The sequence below is a fragment of the Bdellovibrio sp. BCCA genome (genome assembly GCF_037996825.1).
GTDB lineage: Bacteria > Bdellovibrionota > Bdellovibrionia > Bdellovibrionales > Bdellovibrionaceae > Bdellovibrio.
Genome location: NZ_JBBNAC010000001.1, coordinates 3,111,541 through 3,128,135, shown reverse-complemented (window position 1 = coordinate 3,128,135; position 16,595 = coordinate 3,111,541). Strand labels below are relative to the sequence as shown.

Sequence of the window (16,595 nt, the reverse complement as noted above, 5' to 3'; positions counted from 1 at the left end):
AAGATTTCAGATAAAAAGAAACAAGCCGGCGAAGGTGACAAGTAATAATCCCGTACTTGCAAGCTTCCACGCAACGTGAGCATGAAGTAGCTCCATGTAAAAAAACGCTACTAAAAGAACTTTGATCAAAGCAAGAAACAAGACGAATTTCACCGTGGGAAAAAGGAGCCCAACTCCTAGAAGAAGCAACAAGAGAGCAAAGACGATTTTATTCATGGAGGATTCCTCCTAAATAGAAAAGTGGAAAAATAATCAACCAGACAATGTCACACATATGCCAGAAAAGAACTCCGCCACGGACGGAAAACTCCGCATCTTCAAATTTGTTTTTATAAATTCCAAGACAGATGGATAAAAGAATAAAGACCCCCACCATGACGTGCAAAAAGTGAAATCCCATCAAGAGCCAATAATATTGCCAAAAATCGTTTTTCTCGATTCCCAGGCCCAGTTCAGACTTGCTTACAAAATCTAAAATCTTGAGAACTAAAAAACTCAGACCAAATACGGTGCTGGCAATAAAGTAGAAAAAGCTTTTGCGGCGTTGATTAGAGAAATAAAATCGCACTCCTTCAGCTGCAAGAAATCCACTGAGTAAAAGGCTCAGGGTGAATATCAAACCATCGCGTAAATGCAAATGTCCCGTCTCTGCCTGAAAGATTGATAAGTTGAAGTGCCGGTACCTGGCAACAATCGTGATAAGAGCGCCGAACATAAAGATTTCCATGAGGACAACCAGCCACATCAAAAATCCACCGGGAGGATTGAGAATTTCTTCAAAAGAAAATTTTTTGTCGAGAGAGTCGGAAGTTTCCATGGGACGACTATCGCAAAAATGAAATGGGGGTGGAAAGTCTTATTCTGCGTCTGCATGACGGAGATCATGAAAAATAAAAACATTAGCGGGGACAGTCGTGTTTTTGATTCAGATCATGTTTCTCATTCAGCTTGGAAGATTAAATAGAGAGAGTTTTAAGGAGACAAAATGGAAACGTTTAAAAATGTCATTGTAGGAAATGTTCTGGGAGCCGTGATGGTAGCGGGCGCTGCTATTGGAATTGTGGGTAGTTCTATGGTTATTTGTGGGGCTTGTGCCATAGGTCTTATATTAGTTGGCGGTTAGTAGATATGAAATTCAGTTTGAGATTAAAAATAATCGGACTTGTTCTTATTCCTATGCTTGCCTGTATTGTTTATGGTGCATTTTATTTAAATTCCCATTGGCGAACATTTAAAGAAGCACAAGCTATTACTGAAAATGGAACCTTGATAAAGAAAAATTCAGAGCTTCTGCATCAGGTGCAACTTGAAAGAGCCAAGAATTCTTTGTTTTTAGCAGGTAAAATTCATCAGGATGAGTTGAACAGTCAAATTGAAATTGTCGATTCAAAGTGGCGTGCAGTTCAAGAGCAAGTCGCTAAAATTCAGTCCCAAGATCCATCTCAGTCCGTGTTGGAAGAAACCAGAGCGGGGTTGGAGAAACTGCGAAGCTCAGTAAGTACCAAGTCTATTAGTGCCGCTGAGGCCACAAAAGAAATTACCGGACTGATCAGCCTCCTCATCAAACTGGATGTTTTAGTCGCTACAGATCAGTCTTTAAATGGCGTTGAAATGAATTTTCTGAGTCTTACGATTCTGGAAATGGCCAAAGAATATGGCGGGAGATTAAGAGCCAATCTTTTAAATATTCTGGCAGCGGATGGCCCAATAACGATCCAAGATATTTCCAAGTTGGAATCCTTACGAAGCGGAATCAGCGTCAATTTAGACGCCCCGAACCTGGTTGTCTCTGAAGCCGCACGCACTCAACTTGATGATTTTCGTAAATCCACTGCCTGGCTGCATGTGGAGCAAACCTACGCCAAAGTCGTCAGTCGGGCTGCGGAAGGTCACTTCGGAGAAGATCCCGCTCAATTCTATGAATCTATAACTTCGTCGCTAAATTCTCTGGGTGCTGTTGTCTCCTTTGAAGTCGATAGCGTTAATAAAAAAGTTGAAGATCTTAGGTCTTCGGCCTCTCATTTGTTCTTTCTTACGCTGGCCCTTCTTTTGGGACTTGTTATTTTAATTTCAATTTTGGGCGTGATTATCATTCGAAACCTAACAACATCTCTTCACTCCGCCGTGGAAGACCTTTCGCATGCGGCAGAGACCATCGCTTCTGGAGGACAACAGTTAAATGCCGCAAGCCAACAGGTGGCCAACGGCTCTGTCCACTCCGCGAGTGCTCTTGAAGAGGTGGTTGCATCTATTGAAGAGATCAACAGCATTGTGACGCAAAATGAACAAAAGGCTCAGCATGCGGCAAATATCTCAGGAGAGGGATTTAAGGCCGCTGAAAACGGAAAAGCCCAAGTGGCAACTCTTGTTCTGACGATGGAAGACATTTCTAAAAGTTCTAACAGGATTGAAGAAATCATTAACGTCATCGAGGATATTGCTTTTCAAACAAACTTGTTGGCCTTGAATGCCGCCGTGGAGGCTGCAAGAGCCGGCGAACAAGGAAAGAGTTTCGCCGTTGTCGCCGACGCAGTACGCGCGCTGGCATTGCGCAGTTCCTCCGCTGCAAAGGACATTACAACGCTTATAAAAGAAAGTTCCGTGAAGGTTCAAGACGGAGTTCATCGAGCGATACTCAGTCGTGAATCGATAGAGACGATTGTTAAAATCATATCCGACATTTCTCAGATTAATACCGAAATCGCGGCAGCAAGCTCAGAGCAGGCGGTTGGCATTCAACAAATTAGTAAAGCTATGAACGAGCTTGATTCGTCGACGCAACAGAATGCTTCAGCCGCCGAAGAAGTTTCCGCTTTTGCAGGACAAATGAGGCAGCAAACCGACAGCATAGAACATCTAGCGATTGGTTTGACCGGTCTTGTGGAGGGAGCCTGAGTCATTCATGACAGACGTCATATTCTAAGAAATGATTCGTTGATAATTTATTTAACAAAGCAGAGATCATGAGTCGCATGACATGCAGATATAAGGAGTCATTTATGACTGAATTAAAAAAAGTAGTATTAGCAGCAATTTTATTTTCCGGATCTTGGGCATCCGCAGCCGTTCACGAAGTTAAAATGCTTAATAACGGTAAAGACGGCATCATGGTTTTTGAGCCGGGCTATTTGAAAGTTAATAAAGGGGACAGCATTAAGTTTATACCAACTGATGTGGGTCACGATGTTTCGTCTGTTGAAACTCCGCAAGGAATCAAGCCATGGAGCAGTCCTTCGGGAAAACCGTTCACGGTGCAAATGAAAGAAGAAGGCCTTTACTTATATGAATGTAAAGCCCATCTTCCGATGGCTATGGTCGGTGTCGTTCAAGTTGGCAGTCCGAAAAACTTAGACAAAGTAAAAACGAAAGCCCAAGAAATGTCTAAGCAGTTTGCAATGAACAAAGATCGTCTTGATAAGTATCTTGCGCAGGCAAAATAAAATCCCGTGCGGGAGGCGCTCAGGTGGGATTGCCTCATCCCCCTGAGTGCTCAATTAGACTGACTAAAGAATTCGGGGCAGCTTCCACAGGAAGTTCCAGATGAAAGACCAATCCGCCTCCACCGGCCTGTGGAACAAGTTCTTTATTCGCATTTAGAATTTTTCCGACCACGGCTTTCTGTGTTTTTAAAGGAGAAATAACTTCCACTTCATCACCGGTGCGCAACCGGTGTCGGGTTTCAACTTTTAGAAAATTTGAATTTTCAGATTTACCAAGAACAATCCCGGCAAATCTTTGCGTGTAGTGACGTGACGTTGAATGACGGTATTCCTGAGAGTGATGACTTAGATTGCCGGTGACAAATCCTTTGTGATAACCGCGATTGGGAATTTTTGAAAGTTCGAGCAAAAGATTCCGGTCGAAGTCCTTTCCGGCGGCCATGTCGTCAATGGCCTGACGATAAATTTTTGCAACCATCGAAGCATAATAAAGAGATTTAGTTCGCCCTTCCACTTTGAAGGAGCAGATGCCCGCATCACGCAGTTCGCGAAGATGTTCGATCACACAAAGATCCTTGGCGTTCATAATGTAGGTGCCATTTTCGTCTTCATCAATTTGATAAAACTGTCCTTTGTTGCGCAGATCTTCGAGGTAATATTCGTCTTCTTTACTTGTTTCCGCTTTATGGATATTGTAGCCGTAGCGGCAACTGTTGTCGCATACGCCCTGATTGGCATCACGGTAACTCATGTAATGAGAAAGCAAACAGCGGCCTGAGTAGGCGATACAAATAGAACCGTGTACGAATGCTTCCAGTTCAATATCAGGAACTCGTTCATGGATTTCTTTGATCTCTTCAAGACGGAGTTCGCGGCTAAGAATGATTCGTGAGGCTCCTTGTTGCTGCCAGAACTTCACACTTTGCCAATTCATACAGTTGGCTTGAACGCTCAAATGAATATTGACGTTGGGATCTGTTTCCTTGGCAATCATCATAAGTCCCGGATCGCTCATAATAAAAGCATCGGGTTTTAGGTCGACCCATTTTTTAAAATTCTCTCGAAATGATTTCAGTTTCAAATTTCTCGCGAAAATATTGGCCGTGACATAAATTTGTTTCCCATTTTCGCGGGCAAACTGGATGCCGCGCTGAAGGTCTTCGAACGTCATCTCGTTTTCTCGAGCGCGCAGACTGAATAAAGGTACGCCCACGTAAACGGCATCAGCGCCATAGTGAAAGGCGTATTTTAATTTTTCAAGCGAACCCGCGGGCATTAGCAACTCGGGAGTCATGGTTGGCCTCCATTAATAGGCAGGTAGTTTTAAGGGGACGCTTGTCAGAGTGCAAGGGAGGCATCCTAAAATCCGCCAGGGAGGTGGAGGAGTTTTTATTTCTTGATCTTGATCAAAGACGAACTAGGAAGGAGCCTGCTATGTTGTAAAAGGACGAATAGATGCGAGGTCATTATGAATACAACTCAGATAGACGGCTATAGATACTTTTTCCCTGCGGGCTGGGCTTTTGGAGTATGGGGAGTTTTTTTGTGGATTCTTTTTCCGTGGAATATGGTTTCGTACCCGGGACTTCGTCATCCGGAAATTATGACTGGAGGTTTTTTTCTTTGTTTCGTCTGCGGATTTTTAATGACTGCGGCCCCTAAGTTCACGGCTAGTTTTGGTCCGACAAAATGGGATCAAAGAATTTCACTGGCCTTGATCAGTACTTTGTTTTTAAGCCTCCTGCCGCGCAGTAAATTTTATTTTTATACAGCCGTGGTTGCGGTTTTTGTTTTTTTAATTTCGTATATGGCCCGCCGTTTTTTTGCACGTAAAAGCAATCCTCCGGATTCCTTTTTGTTCGTCGGGTTCGGATTAGGCGCCGGTCTTCTTGGAAGTGTTATCTTGATGTTGGGCGAAGTTATAAATATTCACAGCGATTTTTATACATTTGCTCGTTTGTTGTCTCTTCAAGCTTACGTATTATGCCTTGTCTTAGGAGTAGGAAGTCGTTTGATTCCGGCTTTGTTGGGGTGGGCGCCGCTACCTACCGAGCAAAAGAAAGTGGCCCCGCGGATTAAACTATTTGTTTCCTTGGCGGTATTATTTCTGGGTAGTTATGTTCTGGAAGTCACGGGTATGAACGTTATTGCGCAGTTTTTGCGAGCAGGCGTTATTACTTTTATCGCATTCTTTTTCTGGAAGATTTATAAGTTTCCTAAACGCCGTGCTTTCCAAAGTTGGTGGCTTTGGGGTTCAGCGTGGTTCATCGTTGTGGCGCAGTGGGGAATTGCCTTTTTCCCTGACTATCGTATTCACTTGCTTCACGTTGTGTACGTCTCGGGTCTTGCACTGATGACATTCATGGTGGCGGTTCGAGTCAGCTTATCTCACGGCCATCACGGTCTGCAGTTGGAGCAGAACTCCAAGGGTCTTTTCCTTGGAGCTCTGTTGATTGCATTCGCGGGACTCACACGCTTGTCGGCGGGTTTTGCTCCGCATATCTATCAATCCCATCTTTTGTATGCGGCTTATACATGGACGTTGGGGCTTTTGGTGTGGGGCTATCTTTTCTTGCCGAAGATTTTGCGAGTGAAGAATCCTTAGTATGGTAGTACCTCTGTGCTGCTTCCTTTTGGCGGGCGGCACTGAAGGCTGAAATTCTTTTTAAGTAGCCGATCACTCGTGTTGCATGATCGACATTTTCACTGTGACATTCGGGGCAGCGATACAAAGTCCGCTTATCAATAAAGTCACACTCATTACAGATAGTGATTTTCACATTCACGCACCAGTAGTTGCAACCGGATCGAGCCGCGACTTTCAAAAGTTTGTAAAATCCTTCCGCACTTAATTTTTCTTCTAAGTTCAAATGCAAAGCCGATCCGCCATCAAGATATTGCATCATCTCTTTTCCGTGCAATTCCATTTTATCAAGAGCGTTGATACTCATATCTTCAACCACATAAAAATACGAATTGTAGCAATCGCGTGGAACAAAAAGTCCCTCTTTGCGGTCCCACTGGGCGTTTTTAACACCCAGATTTTCAGCTGGAACAAATTCGGTATTGAACATATAGCCATATGTTTCGCGAGCTTTACGATTTTCGTCGTAAATGACTTTGAGCTTTTCGCGAACAAAGTCTTTGTACTCGGCGCTATTCTGCACGCGTAAACCCTGCGACTCTGCCGCTTCCGTCATGCCGTTAATTCCGATAGTGAGAAACTGTTTATCTAAGGTGATAAATCCGGATGAATACGCACTGAGCATTCCCGCTTCGAGATACTCCTGCATCAAAGTGCGATAAGCGACTTGATACTTTTGCACTTTCTGAACCGTATCTTTCAGATCAAGACCTTTTTGCACAAGTCGATTCATATTAATGGTGATGACATTGATGGACCCTGTGGCGACTCCCCCGGCACCTAACGAGTAACTAAATGTATTGTCTGAAATTTCATTGCGCAAACGACAACAGCTAGCAAGACTGTCTGCGGATTCGCTCATATACATAAAGAAGCTATTGCCTTCGCTAAGTTCCCTTGCACACATCATCGCAAATTCTTTGTCTTTAGGTTCGTCGTTTTCAATCAGCATTCCCGCCGTCACCACGGGAAAGGTCAAAACAGCTTTCTTTCTTTCGTCATTAAACCAATGCATAAAGTGAGCTTGCAAAGCCTTCACGCGTTCCCAAGAAGGAACTTCGCCATCTGGAAATACGAAGTCGCCAAAGAGTGATTTAAAATAATATTCGTCATATGCTGAAATATTCCAAAAAACAGACTGGTAGCCACGGGCCGCTGCTGGCTGATTCAAAGCATAAACAACGTGCTGCAAGTGATTGTTGATAATTTTCGTGTGAGTTTTCAAATACTCGGGACCGTAATCCTTGCGGGCAAAGTGATCAAAATACATGAGCCACTCGACTGTTGCTACGGCTCCGGCAAATTGCGCGGAAACGGCAAAGACTAAATTTACGAAACACCCGCAAAAACTTTCTAGATGTTGTGGGGCTTTGGATTCACCGCCGAGACCTTTCAATCCTTCTAGCAAGAGAGGGTACATTGAAATAGAAGCGCAATAAGGTTTTAAAGAAGTTTCATCATGCACATAGATTTCATGGGACTCGATTTGACGAATGTATTCGCGCGCTAAGTCAGAACCAAATAAATCAGCAATCTTATTTGAAACCAAAGCTCGATTGATCTGAATATTAATATCCTTATTTATTTCCGCCTCCAAAGTCGCAATATTTTTATGAGTGACATTGGCATTGGCATCAAGGCGCGAACCTTCTGCGGCATTCTGCGCTTTTAGATAACCTTCGATAAAATCTATTTTATTTTTTATTTGCTCTGGGCTGAGACGAATCATGTGTGTGCTCCTTTGTTTGAATTCAGGGTTGAAATAAGTGATTTAAAACGGTGTTTGTTGTGAGATCTCGAAAGACCTGATTGGTGGTGGGCGAAGAAAGTCCACCAAGCTTTGCGCGCCAAGGACCTGTTTTTAAGAAAGTCAGATGGGATTTGATTTCTGTCGTTACATCGTCAAGACCGGTATAAAGAGCGGTCTTGAAATCTGCAGTGCGAGCTTCTTTTAAAAATTCAACGAGTTCACGCGAATGCCATTCTCCACCCAGGAAGAGGATGCAGTCGGCCTTACCTTGATATTGCAAAAGCAAAGTTCGATAAAATGACATGGTCAGTGGCACACCGGTTTTCTCTGTCCAAAGTTCCGGAGAATGGCAACCAGGACATCGTAGAGGACATCCGCAGACGTAAAATGCCAAAGAGATATGGTTGGGAACTTCCTGAAAGACGATGTCGTAACGATAGATGTTCATAGTTATCAATCCTTGATAACTATGACGGTAGCTTTATTTCAGAATTGATCACTAAATATTGTAGGAAAGAATGATCGGCATCACTATAGGTTGTGTTTTTCTGTCGCGTCGATGAATTGAATCTGTTTGTGATTCATTTTAATCAGTCCTTCGGCTTCAAGCTCAGCCAATGTGCGCGAGAAAGTTTCAGGACGCAGGCCCAGCATTAAAGCGACCTCGTGTTTCTTCCCACCGAGTTGGATAATGGGACGATTCTGTTCCTGTTGAAGACGGCAAAGATAAGTCCAAACACGATCGCGCGCCGAAGATAAGCTGATGTTTTCAATCACCATGTGAAGCTTGTCCATCCATCTGATCAAGGCCTGAACGACGGATTGATAAAGCTGCGGATTTTTATTTAAAACATTTTGCAGTTCTGATTTAGGAATAAAAAATACTTCGGACTCTTCCGCGCTCATCGCGGTTTCCGTATTTTTATCTTGTCCTAGAAGACCCGCTTCACCGAACGTTTTTTGCGGACCTAGGATTTCAATCAACATTTCTTTTCCGGCAGGGGAGAGTTTGAAGATTTTCACAGATCCCTTGCGAATCAGATAAAGACCAGAAGAAGAATATTCTTGTTCAAAGATCAAAGCGCCTTTAGGGAATTTTTTTAACTGTAAAAGAGGAATGATTTGTTCTGTGATTTTTTCTTCTTGAGTAGAACAAATAGGGCAGTTGTCGGTGGGTTTGTCTTTCATTTGGATCTCCCCTTTTAATATAGCACCGTTGTGCTACGTTTGGTGAGAAGATCAAAGTTTAAATAAGCTGGGGGAGGAAAAATCCTCCCCCCAGGTGGACTAGGGTTTAAATATAGGTCCAGAACCTGAGTCGATAACACGATAAGGATTGTCAGCGTACTCAATCAAATAAAGGACAGGCTCTAAATTCTTTCTTTGAACTTCAGGAATAACCTGGGCGCCAGGATAGAAGCCGCCTGATCCCCAGCCACTGTTCGCGGGATCAAGTTCGAAAGTGAAGGAAATGATCTTATGCTCCCCGTAAGACCAATCTGTCGTGTCTCCGCTGGCAATGTAAAGATCTGAAGATTGCTCTGGAGTGTAACCATTCCACTCGGCCATCTTTTTAGCCATTGTTTCGTGAACTTGTTTGTCACGAGCGTTGGCAATGCTGTCGTAAACGTGGCCCCAAGGGTATAAGATCAACTGAGAAAACGTGTGGAATGAAAGCAGGATCGTGATGTTCTGGTGATCCTCAATGTACTTTTTAACTGCTTGAGTTTCAGGCTCACTGAAAGCACTCGGTCCACGGAATGTATCACTGTTAGGACTTGTGCTGGCGCCACCGCCGCCCCAGCCGTAGCCGTAGTTGCGATTTAGATCGACACCGTAAGTGCCGTCATTGTTTTTCGCGCGATTTTTTCTCCACGATTTATAACTGCCTGTAGAGATATCGTACTCAGCCCCGTCTGCGTTCACCATAGGGATGATATGGATATCACGGCCATTCACAAGACGCTGAACGCGGGGATTTCCTTTCGCATATTCAGTTAAAAGATACTCAATATAATAAAGAGGAAGTTCAATCGAAAGATGTTCACGAGCATGGTGGCCACCCATAAAGATCGCAGCAGGCAAAGAATCCGCATGAGCAAGATCTCCGGAAATACGCACAACCCAGATATCGCGTCCTTCATATGTTTTTCCGATGGAAGACATCTGCGCAATTTGTGAGTATTGGCTCGTTAAAGAACGAAGCTTGTCGGTCATCTCCGCATAGTTATGAAAAGCGGCGTCTTTAGAAGGGAAATCCATCTCTGCCGTTAGAGGAAAGCTGACTTCCAAAAGACCCAAAGCTTCGACCTTATTCTTTTCTTCAAGACTTCCAATGCCGACCACGAAATCTTCGCGAGTTGTTTCAATAGAGACACCGGTATTGGCGATCAGAGTTCTTTGGAATTTATCCTCCGCGCGAATCTTCATCCAGTATTGTGTCGTGTCTTCTGTGTAGGCCTTGTGAATAGGCATGAAGCCTAAAGCCAGAAATCCCGCAACAGCGAGAAGCTTGGTGATTTTCATAAAAAAACCCCTCCTTGGGTCCTGACAAATGTCAGGGAATATTTTATGTTGAGGGGGATTCATGTTGACGTACAGTCTTAGGTCAGTACGTTAGGGCTAAAGTCCAGGGGTTTTTTATGGCTGAAATGGTCGGGCAGTTTTTAAAAGTAAAATTCTCGGAACTTCGTACAGAAAATCCACAGATCTCTTTGCGTTCCTTTGCCGCCATGGTGGGAATTTCGGCGGGAGAATGAACGAGCTTGTTCAGGTGAATAGCATTGCATGTGCGTTGCTGGGAAACTTGGCAATTTTAAATCTTATGCGCACCGACGACTTTGAACCTGATATGAATTGGATTGCCAAGCGTTTGGGAATTTCTCTGAGCCGTGTGCAGGATGGCAGCATGGAGCGCACCTCTTCTCGTGTGGTTGTTAAAACGACCCGTGCAACGTCTCACCATGAACGTCGCAAGCTTGCGGAGTTTTTAGAAGATGGTCCTAAAAAAGAAGTCTACAGTTTGACGATAAATTTATTTCCGCTCACAGAGATCAGAGCGGGGGATTCAGAATCTACCAACGAATAGGTTCGGGTTCGATTTCAACACCAAAAGCATTTTTAACGTCGAGGGAAACTTGATTCGCAAGTTTCCAAACGTCATCCGCAGAAGCTCCACCATGATTCACCAGCACCAAGGCTTGTTTTTCATACATTCCCACGGGACCTAGTTTTTTACCCTTCCAACCGGCACGATCAATCAACCAGCCTGCTGCCAATTTAAATTGCGTATTCTGATAAGGAAAGCTCACAAGATCTGTGTGCGACTGTAAAAGAGTGTCGCGCATATCTTTTGAAACAATGGGATTCTTAAAGAAACTTCCGGCATTGCCAATGACCTTAGGATCGGGAAGTTTGGATTGGCGAATGTGAATTACCGCATTGGCAATCGTGCGTGGTTCCGCAACGAGTTGTTGGCGTTCCAGTTCTTTGCGAATGTCGCCGTATTCTAAATGCAAAACATTTTTCTTAGGTAAGCGGAAGGTCATATTCCACACAAGATAACGACCCGCACCTTCTTGCTTAAAGAAACTATCGCGATAAGCAAAGTGGCATTCTTTATTAGAGAAAACTTTGTTTTCGCCAGATTGTAAATCGAGGCACGAAACTTCCCACAAGGTGTCTTTGACCTCAACGCCATAAGCACCGATATTTTGAATCGGCGCGGCCCCGGCAGTTCCGGGAATCAAAGAAAGATTCTCCAATCCCCAATAACCTTGTTGCAAAGTCCATTGCACAAAATCATGCCAAACTTCACCGGCTTGAACTTTCACATACCAAGCCTCGTGGTCTTCGCCGATCAACTCGCGGCCCTGATTTGCAACTTTTAAAACAAGTCCACGAACAGTGGAAGGTAAAACGAGATTGCTTCCTCCGCCTAAAATATTCCAGGAAAGTTTGCGCAGGGAAGAATCGTTGAGAATATCACGCACGTCTTGTTCAGAATGCAGTTCCGCGAAGTGCTCTGCTTGAGAGCGCAGTTGAAGAGTGTTTAATGAACTAAGATCTTTGTTTGTGTGAATCTGCATGACAGATCAGATTCTATTAGAAGGAGGTCCCTTTTGCCATCATTCTTTCAAGAACCTGATCTTTGCCGATAAAGCAAATGCCAAGTCCCAAACCCTTACTCCAAACAACCTCTGCGGCCACGTTGTGGGTGCGGCGAAGAGACGTCAAATTGACAGTGAGGTTTAAGAGATCGCCTTTTTGAGGTACGTAATCGCCTTGAGAAACTTCAAGGAAGGCACCTGTTTGAGACAAGTTTTTCAGATTGGCGACAAGGATTCCGATGTGGCCATAGACTTCGACCTGAGCGGTTTCTTTGGTTTTGTAGCGCTTTGCTGTGCTCATACTCACTCCGAGGATCGTGTCTTGACTCTATTCTCGGAAAAAAAATCGCGTTCGTAGAGTCTAAACTGTAGATTTCTCAGAATGAGACTGAAATCTAGACTCTACTTGCGAATGTACGTGAGAAATGAAAACGGAACAGTCGATTCCACGTCACGACGTTCAGTCAGAGTGAACACCTTTTCGTCAATCCGCGGATAATAGGTATCGCCCGCAAACTCTTTGTGGATCAGGGTTAGATAGATTTTGTCGGTCTTATCCATGATCTGTTTGTAGATCTCTCCACCACCGATCACGAACACTTCGTCGCCCCATTTCGCCGTTAAAGGCTTGGCGTGAGCGATGGCTTCATCAATGGAAGAGACAAAGACCACGGGACTTGATTCTGCCGACGGAAAGCTTTGTGACTTTGGATCACGCGTGATCACAATGTGATAGCGGTTGGGAAGAGCGCGACCGTTGAAAGATTCAAACGTCTTTCTTCCCATAATCATGATGTGGCCTTTTGTGGTGTCTCTGAAAAACTTCATGTCCTCGGGAATATTCCAAGGAAGACCTCCTTGGGTCCCGATCACATGATTTTTAGAGCAGGCTACGACATGAGTTAAAATCATACAGCCACCGGAGCTTTGATTGCAGGGTGCGGATCATACCCGACGATTTCAATATCTTCATAAGTGAAATCAAAAAGATTTTTCTTATCCGGATTCAACTTCAATTGTGGAAGCGGGCGGAAGTCACGAGTGAGTTGCAACTGCGCTTGCTCCAAATGGTTCAAATACAAATGCGCATCACCCAAGGTGTGAACAAAGTCGCCAACCTGCAAATCACAAACTTGCGCGATCATGTGTGTAAGAAGCGCATAGCTTGCGATATTGAACGGCACGCCCAAGAAAATATCCGCGCTTCGTTGATACAGCTGACAAGAAAGTTTTCCATCAGCTACATAAAATTGAAAGAAAGCGTGGCACGGAGGCAAAGCCATTTTATCCACGTCTCCAGGATTGAAAGCCACCACCAACAAACGACGAGAGTTGGGATTTTTCTTAATCTGTTCGACCACGTTTGAGATTTGGTCAATCGTGCGACCGTCAGCTGTTTCCCAAGAGCGCCATTGTTTTCCGTAAACGGGACCCAAGTCGCCGTTCTCGTCAGCCCACTCATCCCAAATCGTCACTTTGTTGTCGTGAAGATATTTAACGTTGGTATCGCCTTTTAAGAACCACAAAAGCTCATGAAAGATCGAGCGTGTATGCAATTTTTTAGTCGTTAAAAGAGGAAAACCTTCTTGAAGGTTGTAGCGCATCTGATAACCAAACATCGAAATCGTGCCAGTGCCAGTGCGGTCTTCTTTTTTCACGCCGTTCTCAAGAACTGCTTTCAATAAATCATGGTATTGCTTCATGGATCACCTCGGGAGGTACGTAAGATGAATGTTATTTTATTTGAGCTTCTTTTTTTGTCTATTTGAAAAGTAGTCCCAGATGAATTTACCGCACGGGCCCAACTCCCTCTGAGAGTGACGCGCAATGTGAACCTTGGAGCGATGTTGCTTTTGCGGCAACGTCACAAGAGTTTTATCCTTGATTTCCTCGTGAATCACGTGCTCTGGCATCAATCCCCAGCCCAATCCACCGACGAGAAACGCTTTTTTCGTCGCGTAATCCTGAACGCTGATCACGTTATCCATATTCACAATCCCGCCAGAGCGCTTTGAACTTTGCAGTGTTGTCGACATGATGATCTGCGGATATTTCCCCAACATTTCATCTGTCGCTTTGCCTCGCGGTTTAGCCAAGGGGTGAGTCGCGGCACAAGAGGCGATCATAGAAACTTCAAACAGAGGTTCTGTGATCAAAAGACTTGAATCGTTGTAGATATGTCCCAGAGCTAAATCCGCGCGATCCTCCAAAAGTTGTTCGTCGTTGCTAAGAATATCATGAATGATTTTGATCTCCGTCTGGGGAAACCGGGCGGTGAATTCCTTCAGCGCGCTGACCAAAGACGGGAGGGGCCACAGAGCGCTGACGGCCAAACGGAGAATCGGTTCATGTCCTCTTTTTAAAAACTCAGCAGTCTCTTCCAATTCATTGAATTGAAAAATCAAATCATCCGCCTTCTTTAAAAAAGAACGGCCCTGCGGGGTGAGCTGCGGACGGTACTGATCGCGATTGAAAATTTTAAATCCCAATTCGTTTTCCAACGAACGAATGGAATAACTCACAGCACTTTGCGCGCGGTGCAGTTCCTGGGAAGCCGCTCGAAAGCTTCCGGTGGTCACGATGGTTTGCAGAACTTGCAGTTGATCTAACGTCATACCCTCACAGTATATCTAAAAATTAGATCATGTTAATAGAAAAATTATAATTTTTTTAGATCGTCTAGTTTTATATACTAAGGGGCATAAGGAATAACAAATAAGGAGTTTTCCAATGAACAAAGCAAAACTAGCAGCACGTTTGATCTTCGGTCTTTTATGGGTGGTCTTCGGGCTGAATTTCTTTTTCCACTTTCTTCCGCAGCCTCCGCCACCAGAAGCCGGGCTTAAGTTCCTTTCGGGCTTGATGGCCAATCCGTATTTTTTTCCTTTCATGAAGGTGACAGAGATTGCAGTCGGAATCTTGTTGCTGCTTAACATCGCTGTGCCTCTTGCACTGGTGATAATTGCGCCGATCACCTTGAACATCATGCTTTATCACGGTGTTCTTGACCCGGCGGGCGTAGGGCTTGCAATTTTAATTTTAGTGCTCAATGTATTCTTAGGAATTGCTTACTTTGATAGTTACAAGCCTTTGTTAAAACGAGGTTAAAGGAAGAGTTTATGATGTATCTACGTAAATCAGACGAAAGAGGTTATGCCGAGTTTGGTGGTTGGTTGAAATCACGCCACACATTTTCGTTCAGCGATTACTATGATCCTCAATTCATGGGATTTCGCGATTTACGTGTGATCAATCAAGACTGGATCGCTAAAGGAGCAGGCTTTCCGGCGCATCCTCACCGTGATATGGAAATCATCACTTATGTTTTAAAAGGCAAAGTCGCGCACAAAGACAGCCTTGGTAATGTAGGTGAAATCACGGCGGGCGAAGTTCAAACTATGCACGCGGGCACGGGCATCAGTCATAGCGAATACAACCCTTCGCCGGATGAAGACCTGCAATTATTCCAGATTTGGATCATGCCTGACGTGAGTGGTGCAAAACCTGGATACACGCAACAATCTTTCACCCGTGAGCAAAAATTGAATCAATTGAAACTTCTTGTCTCAAAAGACGGGCGTGATGACAGTCAAAAGATCAATCAAGATACGGATCTTTATGCTTCTGTGCTTGAGCCAGGTGTGGAAAAAGAATTTAAACTGCGCAAAGGCCGTGGAGCCTGGGTTCAGTTGGCAGAGGGCGAACTTGAGGTGAATGGAAAAGTGATGTCCTCAGGCGATGGAATGGCAATTCAGGATGAAGAGTTGCTAAGATTCAAAGCCAACAAAGAAACTGAATTCCTTCTTTTTGATTTGAAGTAAACAGATGAGGCTCGTCAGGGCCTCGTCTCGTTTTGAGATCATTCCAAGAAATTCCGCGCTGAAGTCCACCCAGTGATCTTTCACGACTAGACTAATGTTAGTTTTTCGAAATGCACTGGACACAGTTGTGTGCTCACATTCTAAAATAGGTTTATGCCACATTTTAGAATTTTACTTGGATTCTTAATCGCTTGTTCTTTTTTATCCACCGACACTTTTGCGTTCTCGCGTAGAAAACCTGTCGTGATTGATTACCCTCAGACCACTTATGTTCAGGGTAACACGACCTCTTCTTTTACGCCGTCAAGTTCAGAGCCTTCAACAGATATGTTGAAGCTTGCGCAAAGTGCGAGTGAAGGCGCAGGACGCCTGAAAGAAAAAGGCTCTCTTTGTTATCGTGCCGTCAAACAAATCATTGCAGATGCTTTCGGGAAAGACCTCGCTTGCGTTCGCGGTATCCTTTCATCGGGATCAGCGAAAGACGCGGGCGGAGATCTTTTGAGAATGGGATTTGTCCAAGACATGTCGAGCTGTAACAAAGCAGGGGCCGTTCGTGTTTACAAAGGTGTAGGCGCTCCAGGATATAGAAAGTTGCCAGGCGACATTCACGGTCATATCGAAGTCGTCGGCGATGAAGGTATGTTTCACTCATTTTACTCAAGTTCTATGTCCATGGACGACTCCATGCCAGGACGAAGAATCTTAACGGGATGTTACGTTCCTAACTATGATAAAGTTAGAAGTGCTCCACTAAGCCAGTGTCCCAATAGCAGTGTGAGTTATAAAACACAAAGACCAGCGTCTTCTAGAAGTAAATCAGGGAGCCAGTAA

The 16,595-nt window shown here is 44.3% G+C and carries 19 protein-coding genes and 1 pseudogene; 8 read left to right on the top strand and 12 right to left on the bottom strand.

Annotated elements, in window-relative coordinates; translation table 11 throughout:
• Positions 1-6 precede the first annotated feature (6 nt).
• The gene (locus AAAA78_RS15120; protein ID WP_340592885.1) at positions 7-216 is read right to left on the bottom strand and encodes a hypothetical protein; all 210 of its coding nucleotides are present in this window, start codon (positions 214-216) and stop codon (positions 7-9) included.
• Entirely contained in the window at positions 209-727 is a 519-nt protein-coding gene (locus AAAA78_RS15115; RefSeq protein WP_340592884.1) for a cytochrome c oxidase subunit 3, read from the bottom strand. The genes AAAA78_RS15120 and AAAA78_RS15115 overlap by 8 nt, the downstream gene beginning before the upstream one ends.
• A 258-nt stretch (positions 728-985) precedes the next feature.
• Here AAAA78_RS15115 and AAAA78_RS15110 point away from each other — a divergent pair, with 258 nt between their 5' ends.
• The 3 genes from AAAA78_RS15110 (at position 986) to AAAA78_RS15100 (ending at position 3,440) form a co-directional block, all read left to right on the top strand.
• Positions 986-1,123, top strand: a complete 138-nt coding sequence (locus tag AAAA78_RS15110) for a hypothetical protein (protein WP_340592883.1) — start codon at positions 986-988, stop codon at positions 1,121-1,123.
• A 17-nt stretch (positions 1,124-1,140) separates the two neighbouring features.
• Positions 1,141-2,895 carry a methyl-accepting chemotaxis protein gene (locus tag AAAA78_RS15105; RefSeq protein ID WP_340592882.1) on the top strand — a complete coding sequence of 585 codons (1,755 nt, stop codon included), beginning with the start codon at positions 1,141-1,143 and terminating at the stop codon, positions 2,893-2,895.
• Between the two features lie 104 nt (positions 2,896-2,999).
• Entirely contained in the window at positions 3,000-3,440 is a 441-nt protein-coding gene (locus tag AAAA78_RS15100) for a pseudoazurin (protein WP_340592881.1), read from the top strand.
• 34 nt (positions 3,441-3,474) lie between these two features.
• On the opposite strand, the gene AAAA78_RS15095 is transcribed toward AAAA78_RS15100, so the two are convergent.
• The gene (locus AAAA78_RS15095) at positions 3,475-4,734 is read right to left on the bottom strand and encodes a U32 family peptidase C-terminal domain-containing protein (protein ID WP_340592880.1); all 1,260 of its coding nucleotides are present in this window, start codon (positions 4,732-4,734) and stop codon (positions 3,475-3,477) included.
• A 174-nt stretch (positions 4,735-4,908) separates the two neighbouring features.
• On the opposite strand from AAAA78_RS15095, the pseudogene AAAA78_RS15090 reads away from it, so the two are divergent.
• A pseudogene (locus AAAA78_RS15090) lies at positions 4,909-5,970 on the top strand (NnrS family protein); the annotation flags it as partial.
• Here AAAA78_RS15090 and nrdD read toward each other — a convergent pair.
• The 4 genes from nrdD to AAAA78_RS15070 form a co-directional block, all read right to left on the bottom strand.
• On the bottom strand, positions 5,909-7,813 hold the full coding sequence (gene nrdD, locus AAAA78_RS15085) for an anaerobic ribonucleoside-triphosphate reductase (protein WP_340592879.1): 1,905 nt from the start codon (positions 7,811-7,813) through the stop codon (positions 5,909-5,911). The pseudogene AAAA78_RS15090 and the gene nrdD overlap by 62 nt on opposite strands.
• Before the next feature lie 22 nt (positions 7,814-7,835).
• Complete coding sequence (nrdG, locus tag AAAA78_RS15080) at positions 7,836-8,282, bottom strand: anaerobic ribonucleoside-triphosphate reductase activating protein (protein ID WP_340592878.1); 447 nt, start codon at positions 8,280-8,282, stop codon at positions 7,836-7,838.
• An 83-nt stretch (positions 8,283-8,365) separates the two neighbouring features.
• Positions 8,366-9,022 (bottom strand): Crp/Fnr family transcriptional regulator, encoded by a 657-nt coding sequence (locus AAAA78_RS15075; RefSeq protein ID WP_340592877.1) that lies wholly within the window; start codon positions 9,020-9,022, stop codon positions 8,366-8,368.
• Positions 9,023-9,121: 99 nt separating this feature from the next.
• The gene (locus tag AAAA78_RS15070) at positions 9,122-10,360 is read right to left on the bottom strand and encodes a M14 family metallopeptidase (protein ID WP_340592876.1); all 1,239 of its coding nucleotides are present in this window, start codon (positions 10,358-10,360) and stop codon (positions 9,122-9,124) included.
• A gap of 229 nt (positions 10,361-10,589) precedes the next feature.
• On the opposite strand from AAAA78_RS15070, the gene AAAA78_RS15065 reads away from it, so the two are divergent.
• Entirely contained in the window at positions 10,590-10,922 is a 333-nt protein-coding gene (locus AAAA78_RS15065; RefSeq protein WP_340592875.1) for a hypothetical protein, read from the top strand.
• On the opposite strand, the gene murB is transcribed toward AAAA78_RS15065, so the two are convergent.
• The 5 genes from murB to AAAA78_RS15040 all read right to left on the bottom strand — a co-directional run bounded on the left by murB (position 10,909) and on the right by AAAA78_RS15040 (position 14,558).
• Positions 10,909-11,922: a UDP-N-acetylmuramate dehydrogenase gene (gene murB, locus AAAA78_RS15060; protein ID WP_340592874.1), complete on the bottom strand. Its 1,014-nt coding sequence runs from the start codon at positions 11,920-11,922 to the stop codon at positions 10,909-10,911. The two genes, AAAA78_RS15065 and murB, sit on opposite strands and share 14 nt — an antisense overlap.
• A 16-nt stretch (positions 11,923-11,938) precedes the next feature.
• Entirely contained in the window at positions 11,939-12,244 is a 306-nt protein-coding gene (locus AAAA78_RS15055; RefSeq protein ID WP_340592873.1) for a PilZ domain-containing protein, read from the bottom strand.
• Positions 12,245-12,345: 101 nt separating this feature from the next.
• Positions 12,346-12,855: a dihydrofolate reductase gene (locus AAAA78_RS15050; protein WP_340592872.1), complete on the bottom strand. Its 510-nt coding sequence runs from the start codon at positions 12,853-12,855 to the stop codon at positions 12,346-12,348.
• Positions 12,852-13,646, bottom strand: coding sequence for a thymidylate synthase (locus AAAA78_RS15045; RefSeq protein ID WP_340592871.1), 795 nt, complete (start codon positions 13,644-13,646; stop codon positions 12,852-12,854). Before AAAA78_RS15045 ends, AAAA78_RS15050 begins: the two co-directional genes overlap by 4 nt.
• 36 nt (positions 13,647-13,682) lie before the next feature.
• Positions 13,683-14,558, bottom strand: a complete 876-nt coding sequence (locus tag AAAA78_RS15040) for a LysR family transcriptional regulator (RefSeq protein WP_340592870.1) — start codon at positions 14,556-14,558, stop codon at positions 13,683-13,685.
• Positions 14,559-14,673: 115 nt separating this feature from the next.
• Between AAAA78_RS15040 and AAAA78_RS15035 the strand changes: the two genes are divergently transcribed.
• From AAAA78_RS15035 to AAAA78_RS15025, 3 genes are all read left to right on the top strand, one after another.
• Complete coding sequence (locus AAAA78_RS15035) at positions 14,674-15,051, top strand: acyltransferase (RefSeq protein WP_340592869.1); 378 nt, start codon at positions 14,674-14,676, stop codon at positions 15,049-15,051.
• An 11-nt stretch (positions 15,052-15,062) separates the two neighbouring features.
• Positions 15,063-15,764: a pirin family protein gene (locus tag AAAA78_RS15030; protein WP_340592868.1), complete on the top strand. Its 702-nt coding sequence runs from the start codon at positions 15,063-15,065 to the stop codon at positions 15,762-15,764.
• Between the two features lie 153 nt (positions 15,765-15,917).
• Positions 15,918-16,595 carry a hypothetical protein gene (locus tag AAAA78_RS15025; RefSeq protein WP_340592867.1) on the top strand — a complete coding sequence of 226 codons (678 nt, stop codon included), beginning with the start codon at positions 15,918-15,920 and terminating at the stop codon, positions 16,593-16,595.